Raw genomic sequence first — 10748 nt, forward strand, 5'->3', positions numbered from 1 at the left:
CGCCCGCCGAGAAGGCGCAGAGCACCGGGCACGGCGCGACCAGCGAGACCGTCGGCGGCGGCTACCAGGGCACCGCGAACCTCAGCGTGCGCAGCACGGAGACGAGCAGCAAGGACGCCGTCACGTACGCGCAGTCGCTGACGGCGAAGGGCCCGGCGGCGACCTGGGCCGCCGACCTCGGCCTGACCGTCACGGTGACCGGCGACGCGCTGCCGGCCGACGGTGCCACCGTGTACGACCAGCGGCCGATCACCATGCGGACGCACCCGGGCGCGACGCGGATCGAGGGGCCGACCGGCGTGGCGGGGCCCGTCACCCCGGTGCCCGCCGCGGAGCTGTCCGACGACGCCCGGGCGCAGTGGCGGACGGCCGCCGGCCACGACACCCTGCCCGAGCCCGGCCAGTACGCCGTCGAGCACGTCTGGGCCGACGTCACCGACCTGCACCGCGCGGCCGAGCGGGCGCTGACGGACTCCGGCGCGACCGTCGACGAGTCCACCCGGGCGGCCCTGCGCGACACCCTGAGCGGCACCAACCTCAAGGCCGGGCTGCCCGCCATGCTGGCCGGCCGGTTCCCGGTGCCGGTCAACCGCAAGCTGGGCCGGGACCTGGTGGTGGAGGCGCGGCTGGTGCCCCGGCCGAAGTTCGCCGGCGCGGACGCGGACATCACCGTCGACAGCTCGGTCAAGGATGCCCGGTCCAGCTCGGTGACGCGGCAGAGCGGGCACACGTACGCCGTCAAGCTGAGCGGCCCGTTCATCGCGGCCGGCGCCGGTCATCCGGGCGGGGCGAACAAGATCGGCGACCGCAACCCGTTCGGCGCGGTGTCCGGCTCGACCATCTACGAGCAGCCCATGTACGCCACCGACGCGGACCGGCAGCTCAAGACCACGGCGACGCTCGACGACACCAAGACCGACCGGCGCCCGGCGGGCAAGCCGGATCCGGACGACAAGATGACCCGCAGCCTGTCGTACGGCGTGGAATTCCGGCTGGTGGCCCGCAAGCTCTCCAGCACCGGGGGCGAGCCCACCCCGTCGGCGGGTGCCGAGGTACGCATCGCCGACGCGCTCGCCGTCCGGATGAGCGACGCGGCCGCCCGCGAGCGCACCGGCACCGACCTCCCGCCGTCGTTGCGGCAGTCCGCGCTGGACGTGGCGAAGCGCGGCGAGGAACTGGCAGCCGCGGTCAAGCAGCGCGACGGTCAGCGGGCCCAGCCGTCGCCGGACGCCGCGCTGCTGGCCGACGCCGAGCGGGCCGTCACCGCCGCCGAGGCCGCCTGGTGGACCGCCCGGCACGCGCACGACCAGCAGCTGGACGCGGAGCGGTCGGGCCGGACCGCGCCGCTGACCGAGGTGCCGCCCGCCACGGTCGCCAAGCCGACGGCCGAGACCCCGACCGTGGGCGACCCGATCGACGTCACGACCGGCCGGATGATCTACACCGAGGTGGACGTCCGGCTGCCCGGGCTCACGCTGGAACGGACCCATCGCTCCGACTACCGGTGGGGCCGCTTCTTCGGCCGGTCCTGGGCGTCCACGCTGGACCAGCGGCTCGTCGCGGACGACCGGCACGTGTGGTTCCTCGCCGCCGACGGGTCGATCCGCACCTACCCGCTGCCCGCCGAGGGCGGCGAGGAGCTGCCGGTCACGGGCGGGGGCGCCCCGCTGCGCCGCCTGGCCGGGGGCGGCTGGCTGCTGGCCGAGCAGGATGCGTGGCTGCTGTTCGCCCCGGCCGGCGACGGCGACGCCTGGCTGACCGACATCGAGTCCCGGAACGTGCACTGGGCGATCGAGCGCACCGAGGACGGCACGCCGTTCGTGCTGCGCTCCTCGATCGGCGTCTCGGTGGAGATCGTCACCGCGGACAACCTGGTCATCGGCGGCTGGGTGGTGCCGAAGGACGACGACGAGGACCTGCTCGAGCTGCCCGCGTTCCGCTACGACGACCGGCGCCACCTGACCGGCATCCGCAACTCCTCCGGCGCGGAGACCCGGCTGGGCTACGACACGGCCGGACGCATCGTGCGCTGGGAGGACCGCAACGACGAGTGGTTCACGTACTCCTATGACGAGACGGGCCGCTGCGTCGGGACGGACGGCAACGGCGGCTACCTGCGCTACTCGTTCACGTACCTCGACGGCAGCACGCTCGTGACGGACTCGCTCGGTCACGTCACCCGGTACGAGCTCGACGACCGGCTGCGGGTGGTCGCGGTCGTCGACCCGCTGGGCGCCACGACGCGCTTCGAGTGGGATGCGGCGAACCGGCTGGTGTCCCGCACGGATGCGCTCGGGACGGTCACCCGGTACGACGCCGCCGGGGGCGGGCGGGCTCCGGGCGTACCCCCGCAAGCTTTTGATCTCGATGGTCTCGGGCGGCTCAGCGCCCTCACCGGCCCGGACGGCACCACGACCGCGATCGGCTGGACGGACGAGGGCGACCTCGCGTGGCTCGCCCGTCCCGACGGCACCGAACAGCAATGGCACTACGACGGCGAAGGGAACTTGGTGGAAGTCACCGATGCATCAGGAAGGGCGGTGAGACTCGAGTACGGGCCCTTCGATCTGCCGACAGCGCGGATCGACGAGATGGGCAACCGGACCGAGTTCACCTATGACACGGAGCTACGGCTGACCGGGGTACGCAACCCGGCCGGCCGGCTCTGGAGCTACCGGTACGACCCGGTGGGCCGGCTGTGCGAGCAGACCGACTTCGACGGGCGTACGCAGAGCTATGTGCACGACGCCGCGGGCCGGCTCGTCGAGCACACGGACGCGGAGAACGTCACCACCCGGTTCGGCTACGACGAGTTCGGGCGGGTCGTCGAGCGCCGGGTCGGCGGCAACGTCACCCGGCTCGCCTACGACGCCGCCGGGCACGTCGAGAGCGTCGTCAACCGGGACGCGACGGTGCGCTTCGAGCGGGACGCCGAGGGCCGGGTCGTCGCCGAGACGATCAACGGCCACACCGTCCGTACGTCCTACGAGGGCGACCGGATCGCGGCGCGCACCACGCCGTCCGGCCGCCGCAGCCGGTGGACCTTCGACGCGCAGGGCCGTCCCGAGAGCCTGGCCACCGGCGCGCACCTGCTGCGCTTCGAGCACGACGCCGCGGGCCGCGAGATCAGCCGGACCATCGGTGACCTGGTCGCGTTGCGGCAGAGCTTCGACGCGGCCGGGCGCCTGGTGGTGCAGACCATCGCGGGCGCCGGCGACCGGAGCTTCGCGTACGACCCGTCGGACCGGATCACGGCGATCGGCGACCGCTCCTTCACCGCCGACGACGCGGGCCGCATCCGCACGGTGACCAGCGCCGCCGGAACCACCGAGCAGTACGACTACGACGAGGCCGGCAACCTGGTCGGCACGGGCCGCGAGCGCTGGGAGCTCGACGGCACCATGGTCGTGCGGTCGGACGACGCCACGTTCGACTACGACGGCAAGGGCCGCCTGATCCGCCGGGTCGACCCCGCCGGCACCTGGGAGTTCGCCTGGGACGCCGAGGACCGGATGGTCGGGGCGCGCACCCCGGACGGCGACCGGTGGCGCTACCTCTACGACGGCTTCGGCCGGCGCATCGCCAAGCAGCGCCTCGGCGCGGGCGGCGAGATCCTGGCGGAGGTGCGCTTCGCCTGGTCCGGCGACCTCCTGCTGGAGCAGAGCGACGGCACCACCACGACCACCTGGGACTACCGGCCGGACGGCTCGGCACCGGTGGCCCAGACCGACGGCGACGCGCTGCACACGGTCATCACCGACACGATCGGCACCCCGACCCACCTGGTCGCCCCGAGCGGCGCCCTGAGCTGGTGGTCGCGCGGTGACCTGTGGGGCCGCACCCCGGACGCCGCGACCCCGCTGCGCTTCCCGGGTCAGTACCACGACGCCGAGACCGGGCTGCACTACAACCGGTTCCGCTACTACGATCCGGCCACCGCGCGCTACATCAGCCCGGACCCGCTCGGCCTGTCCGGCGGGCCCAACCCGACGGCGTACGTGACGGATCCGCTGACCGTCGCCGACCCGCTCGGCCTGACCAGCTGCAAGCCGGACCAGCCGTCGCTGAACCCGCTCGCCGCGACCAGCCCGGTGCCGGACCCGGCCGCGGAGCCCACCAGCCTGCCGGCGAACGTCAACGCGCCGACGCCCGACTCGCTGTACGGCATGCCGCAGTGGCAGCAGGTCGCGGTGCACGACCAGAACGGCAGGTTCCTCTACTACGTCGACCGGGAAGTGGACACCCCGTCGCCGCCACCGCGCAGCAGTGGCGCCGGGCGGATGATGCACCACGCGCACGACTGGTACGACCGCGTCGCCCCGGCGGGCCCGTCGCTGTCCGACCCGCGGTCCGACGCCAGCCGGACGTACAACCGGATCCAGCGGGAGATGCAGCCGATCTCCGGGTACAGCCCGCACACCGGCGTCCGGAGCGCCGACTTCGTCGAGCCGATGCTCGGCAGCCGGCCGTACAACACCACCACCTCGCGCAACGGCCGGCAGAACATCGGTCTGGGCGACCGGATCGCCGACGAGCCGGACGGCGGCCGGCGGACGGCCCGGCAGGTCGCGCGGTTCCTGCGCGGCGACAGCGAGATCGAGGAGATCGAGAGCGAGGCCGGCCGCGAGTTCGCCTCCGTCACCGGCTTCTCCGAGCGGGCCCGCGGCTACGACCGGGAGGTCAACTCCCTCCCGCAGCAGCTGTACTACGTCCACGGTGCGACCCGGCCGGAGGACGCGGCCAGCCAGTGGCGCAACGTCCAGGGCTTCTTCCCGCCGGCCGCCCGGGGCTACGCCGGTGACGAGTACACCCCGACGCCGCCCCGGCCCCTCTACGCGGACATGCCCCCGCAGCGGCCGACCGCGCCGAGCCAGCGCATGATGCCGCGCGAGGTCCGGGAGGTACGCCCCTCCCGCCGTGAGCGGGACGACTACGACCGCGGCCGGAGCCGCAGCCACCGCCGGCACCGGCGCCGCAGCGACAGCCCGTACGGCTTCCAGGGCCCGCAGAACGGCGCGCCGGCGCTCGACCTCGCGACGCCGGCCCCCGCGCAGACCGGCCCGACGTCGCTCGCCGACCAGTTCACCGCGCTGGACGGCAACCCGCAGGCGCAGACGCAGCTCCTCGACTCGTTCCGGGACCAGCTGTCCCAGAACGTCACCCTGAGCGACGGTTCGACGCTGCAGGTGCTGGCGGCCAACGTGCACGGCACGACCGCGAACACCGACGCCGACCTGCAGACGCTGAACGACGCGGACCGCGGCTACCTCCCCCGGATCCGGGACGGCCGCGACCCGAGCAACGTCAACGACTGCGTGCCGATCACGCTGACGGTCGACAACTTCAAGAGCACCGGCCTGCTCGCTCAGGTGCCGGCGCAGACCACCCCGATGCCGCTGAGCGAGGTGACCAGCCGCTACCCGGGCCGGACCTTCGACGAGGTCGGCAGCATCCAGGGCCTGATGGACGCGCTCGGCGCCCTGCCGAACGGCACCAACGGCATCGTCGGCCTGCGGTCCAACGGCCCGGGCACCACCGGCCACGTCGTCAACGTGTCCAAGGACGACAAGGGCCGGGTCGTCTTCGAGGACGGCCAGACCGGCGGCCTCGCGACCCTGCCGAAGATCGAGTCCAACGGCTCGGTCTTCCTGCTGCAGACGACCGACCCGGCGCCCGCGTCCCCGGTCGACGTCACCATGACGACCGACAGCGACCTCGACAGCGACGTCGACATGACGTCGGACACGGAGAGCGTCGCCGACTCCGACATCGTCATGGGCAGCGCGCCCGACTTCACGCCGACCCCGGCGTCGTTCTCGGACGTGACGCCCGAAGCGGTGGCGAAGACCACCGACGAGACCCCTGTCGCCGGTGACCCGATCGACCTCACCACCGGCCGGATGCTGCTGACGCACACCGACGCCGAGCTCCCGGGTCTCACGCTGGAGCGGACCTACCGGTCCGACTACCGGTGGGGCCGGTCCTTCGGCACCCAGTGGGCGTCGACGCTGGACCAGCGGATCATCGTCGACGGCGACCAGGTGCGCTACCTGGCGGCGGACGGCTCGCTGCTGACCTACCCGCTGCCCGCCGAGGGCGAGACCGCACTGCCCACGACCGGCCGGGCGCTGCCGCTGCGCCGGCTCGCCGGTGGCGGCTGGTGGCTCAGCGACCCGACGACCGGCCGCTCCCTGCTGTTCGCGCCGACCAGCGACACGGAGTCGCTGCTCAGCGACGTGTCCGACGCCGGTGCGCGCTGGGCGGTCGTCCGCGACCGCCGGGGCACGCCGACGGAGCTGCGCTCCTCGGCCGGCGCCACCGTGGCGTTCCGGTCGTCCGGCGAGCTGATCACCATGACGATGCTGCCCAACGCGGTCGGCGACCTCATGGTGGCGGCGCAGTTCGGCTATGACAGCGACCGCAACCTGGTCTCGGTCACGAACTCCTCCGGCGACCCGGAGGTCTTCGAGTACGCCGGCGGGCGCATCGTCCGCTGGGAGGACCGCAACGGCGAGTGGTACACCTACTCGTACGACGAGGCCGGCCGCTGTGTCGCGACCGACGGCAAGGGTGGCTACCTGCGCTACCGGTTCGACTACCAGCCGGGCCGCACGGTCGTGACCGACTCGCTCGGCGCCGTGCGCACCTACGAGCTCAACGACCGCTTCCAGGTGGTCGCGGAGACCGACGCGCTCGGCGCGACCAGCCGCACGGAGTGGGACGAGGCCTACCGCCTGCGCTCGCACACCGACGAGCTGGGCCGGGTCACGGCCTACGAGTACGACGCCGACGGCCGGCGCACCGCCACCGTCCGCGCCGACGGCAGCCGCTCCACGATCACGTACGACGAGCTCGGCCGGGCAGTCGCCTGGACCGACTTCGACGGCAGCACCCGCAACCGCCAGTTCGACGAGAACGGGCTCATCATCGCCGAGGTCGACGCCTCCGGCGACGTGGTCCGCTTCGAGCAGCCGGCCGAGGACGGGCAGGGCACCGCGATCCACGTCGGGCCCACCGCCTACGTCCGCAACCCGGCCCGGCTGATCACGTCGATGAAGACCGGCGACAGCGAGACGCGGTACATCTACGACTCGCTCGGCCGGATCTTCAGCGTCGAGGACGAGCGCGGGCTCACCGAGTTCGGCTGGACGCTCGAGGGCGACCTGTCCTGGCGCGAGTACGCCGACGGCACGGCCGAGGAGTTCTCGTACGACGGCGAGGGCAACCTCATCGAGATGCTCGACCGCACCGGGCGCCGGACGATCCGGGAGTACGGGGCGTTCGACCTCGTCACGGCCGAGATCGACCACGACGGCAACCGCACCGAGTACGCGTACGACACCGAGCTGCGGCTGGTCACGATCACCAACCCGGCGGGCGCGACGTGGAACTACACGTACGACCCGAACGGCCGGATGATCGAGGAGACCGACTTCGACGGCCGCACCCAGCGGTACGCCTACGACGCCGCCGGACAGCTGGTCACGCACACCAACGCGGCCGGCGAGGTCACGCACTACACGTACGACGTGCTCGGCCGGGTCATCGAGCGCCGCACCGGCGCCGCGGTGACGCAGTACACGTACGACGCGGCGGGCCGGCTCCTCGGCGCCCGCGACGCCAACTCGGAGATCGTCCTGGAGCGCGACGCCGCGGGCCGGGTCGTCTCGGAGACGGTCAACGGCAACACGGTGGTCACCACGTACAGCGAGCAGCTGGGCACGGTGACCGCGCGGACCCGCCCGTCGGGTGCGGTGACGCGCTGGTCGTACGACGAGTCGGGCCGTCCGGTGGCGCTGGCCGCCGCCGGGCAGCAGCTCCGGTTCGGCTACGAGGGCAGCCGTGAGGTGAGCCGCAGTTCCGACGCCGGCCTGTCGCTGCAGCAGGCGTTCGACGACTTCGGCCGGCTCACCGAGCAGCGCATCGCCGGGGTCACCGACCGGCGGTACGGCTACGACGCCACCGGCCGGCTGACCGCCGTCCGGGACGCGGTGCAGGGTGACCGCCCTGTCGCCGCATCGTCGCCGCAGGACGTCAGCTACACCTACGACGCCCTGGGCCGCCCGGCCACCCGGACGGACGAGGACGGCGACTGGCGCCTCGAGTGGGACCACGACGACCGGCTCGTCGCGGTCACCACGCCCGGCGGGGAGCGCTGGCGCTACATGTACGACGCGTTCGGCCGCCGCATCGCCAAGCAGCGCCTGAGCGCGAAGAGCGCGGTGCTCGAGGAGGCCGTGTTCGTCTGGTCCGGCGACCTGCTCGTCGAGCAGCACCACCGGACCCGCGCCGGGGTGACCTCCACCGTATGGGAGTACCACCCGGCGGCGGCCCACCCGATCGCCCAGGTCACCGACGGTACGCTGCACACCGTCGTGACCGACGCGGCCGGCGCCCCGATGGACGTCGTCGGGGTCGACGGCACCCGTACCGGCGACGCGGCGGCGACCCCGCTGCGCGGCGGCGGGCGCTACTTCGACGCCGAGACCGGCCTGTTCTACGACCGGTCGCGCTACTTCGACGCCGCCGCGGCCCGGTTCCTGCCCTCGCCGGGCACGGCCCCGGTTCCCGCTCAGCGGTAGCTCACGGGCCCGCCCCGGTCACCCGGGGCGGGCCCTCCTGACCATGGAAAGGACCACCTCATGAACGCCGACGACGCCCGCGCGCGGGCGACCGCCGCGCTGCGTGAGCTCGAGGACCCGGGCCGGCCGCTGGCGCTGGTCGACGCCGCGCAACCCGATGAGTACGAGTGGTGCTGGGTCTTCCCGTACAACACCGCCAAGGCCATCGAGACCGGCGACTTCCTCGACTCGCTGGCGACCGGCCCGCTGGTCGTGCCGAAGAACGGCGGGCAGCCGTTCGTGACGCCGCCCTCGCCGCCGCTGGAGCGGTGGCTCAACGAGTACGCCGCCCGGCAGGGCCTGCCCGCGGTGCCGCTGCCTCCGGCGCCCGATCCGTTCTCCTGATCCTTCGGGGCACCGCTTCGGGAGCGCACGGGCAGTGCGCTCCCGGGGTGGCTCCCGGAGCCTGAACGCTGTGATCCAATGCCCCGATGAGCTTCGTCCTGCTCACCGACCCCGAGTGGGAGCCCGAGGAGCCCGGTGACGAGCCGCCCTTCGCGGCGGTGGTCGGCATGTGGCCGCTCGCCGAGGACGGCGCCGCCGGGGAATTCCGCCCCAACCCCGAATACCGCCCCCGGTACGGCAGCGGGCCCGCCGATCCGCTCGACGCGCTGCTCCAGCTCACGCTGCGCGGCGACGCCGAGCCGGACCAGCTGCAGGCGGTCCTGCGCGGTTCCCTGGTCGAGCTGGCCCTCAACGGCGACGGCCGCCCGCTGGTCCTGCGGGCCGACGACGGGGTGCTGTGCGCGATGATCGCCACGAGCCCGGGCCGGTTCCTCGCGCCTGACTGGCGCCGCGTGACCGCGGGTGAGCTGGCCGGCATCCTCGGCACCGATACGGACGTGCTGGTCAATCCGGGTGGCCCGGGCGCGCTGCGGCTGAGCGCCGAATTCCTGCGGGAGACCGTTTCCGCATGACCATCATGGTGTCGGTCGCGGCCTATCGGGACCCCGAGCTGGTGCCCACGGTGCTCGACTGCCTGGCCAAGGCGGAGCGCCCGGACGAGCTGCGGATCGTGGTCTGCTGGCAGCACCTCGGCGACGAGGACATCTCCGCGATCGCGGACGACCCGCGCGTGCACGTGCTCGACTACGACGCCCGCCAGAGCCAGGGCGCCTGCTGGGCCCGGGCGGAGGTGATGCGGCACTACCGCGGCGAGGACTGGTTCCTGCAGATCGACAGCCACACCCGCTTCACCCCAGGCTGGGACACCCGGCTCATCGAGCTCGCCGGCGTCACCGGCGCCGCGAAGCCCATCATCACGTGTTACCCGCCCGACTATCAGCCCGGAGCCGAGTACACCGGCAGCGGCGAGCCCACCGAGATCATCGTCGGCGGCTGGATGTCCGACGGCTTCCCGTGGCTTTCGCAACGCGCCCTCGACGACCGGTCGGGCAAGCCGGTGCCCGCGAACTTCGTCGCCGGCGGGTTCCTCTTCGCGCCGGGCAGCCTGGTCACCGAGGTGCCGTACGATCCGTACCTGTACTTCCAGGGCGAGGAGCTGACGCTCTCGCTGCGGGCCTACACCTGGGGCTACGACCTCTTCCACCCGACCGAGGTCCTGGCGTGGCACTACTACGTCCGCGCCGACAGCCCCCGGCACTGGACCGACCATCTCGGCGAGGACGGCGCCCGCACCTGGCATCAGCGCGACAAGGCGAGCCGGCGCCGGATCGTCAACCTGCTGCGCTATCCCGACAACGGCCGCTACGGCGTCGGCACGGTCCGCACGCTGGACGACTACCAGGCCTACACCGGGCTGAGCTTCCGCAAGCAGACGTGGGCCGACGCCCGCGCCGAGTCCTCATCGGACGCCCCGGCCAACGCCGGGTGAATCGGCAGCCCGCACCTGAGCTGCGGCTCACCCCTTGCGGTAAATGGCGCGCAAGGCACAGATGAACAATGGTTACGACATCAAGAATAGTAATTCCTAAGTAGACAAGTGCCACTTAAGTGGCGGGACGAGCAGTCGGCCGGGTAAATCGGCTGCACTTTTCGCCCCCGTTTTCTTGTCGCGCTTCCCGCCCAGCGTCGCGGGCTCTTCACTGGAGGACCGGGCTCCTCGCGGGGAGGGCAGCGGAGGGAACGGTCGGGAATGAACGTCGGCGGACACAAGGAACGGGCCCG

At 72.9% G+C, this 10748-nt stretch carries 4 protein-coding genes; all 4 read left to right on the forward strand.

What is annotated here, in order from left to right; all coding sequences use genetic code 11:
* Window positions 1–86 precede the first annotated feature (86 nt).
* The 4 genes from RBH18_RS40865 (at window position 87) to RBH18_RS40880 (ending at window position 10455) form a co-directional block, all read left to right on the forward strand.
* Window positions 87–8582 carry a DUF6531 domain-containing protein gene (locus RBH18_RS40865; protein ID WP_306215889.1) on the forward strand — a complete coding sequence of 2832 codons (8496 nt, stop codon included), beginning with the start codon at window positions 87–89 and terminating at the stop codon, window positions 8580–8582.
* A gap of 60 nt (window positions 8583–8642) precedes the next feature.
* Complete coding sequence (locus RBH18_RS40870) at window positions 8643–8966, forward strand: YrhB domain-containing protein (RefSeq protein WP_306215890.1); 324 nt, start codon at window positions 8643–8645, stop codon at window positions 8964–8966.
* A gap of 86 nt (window positions 8967–9052) precedes the next feature.
* Window positions 9053–9538, forward strand: a complete 486-nt coding sequence (locus RBH18_RS40875; protein ID WP_306215891.1) for a type VII secretion system-associated protein — start codon at window positions 9053–9055, stop codon at window positions 9536–9538.
* The gene (locus RBH18_RS40880; RefSeq protein ID WP_306215892.1) at window positions 9535–10455 is read left to right on the forward strand and encodes a GlcNAc-transferase family protein; all 921 of its coding nucleotides are present in this window, start codon (window positions 9535–9537) and stop codon (window positions 10453–10455) included. Before RBH18_RS40875 ends, RBH18_RS40880 begins: the two co-directional genes overlap by 4 nt.
* The last annotated feature ends 293 nt before the right edge of the window (window positions 10456–10748 follow it).

It is taken from the genome of Actinoplanes oryzae (assembly GCF_030757795.1).
Lineage (GTDB): Bacteria > Actinomycetota > Actinomycetes > Mycobacteriales > Micromonosporaceae > Actinoplanes.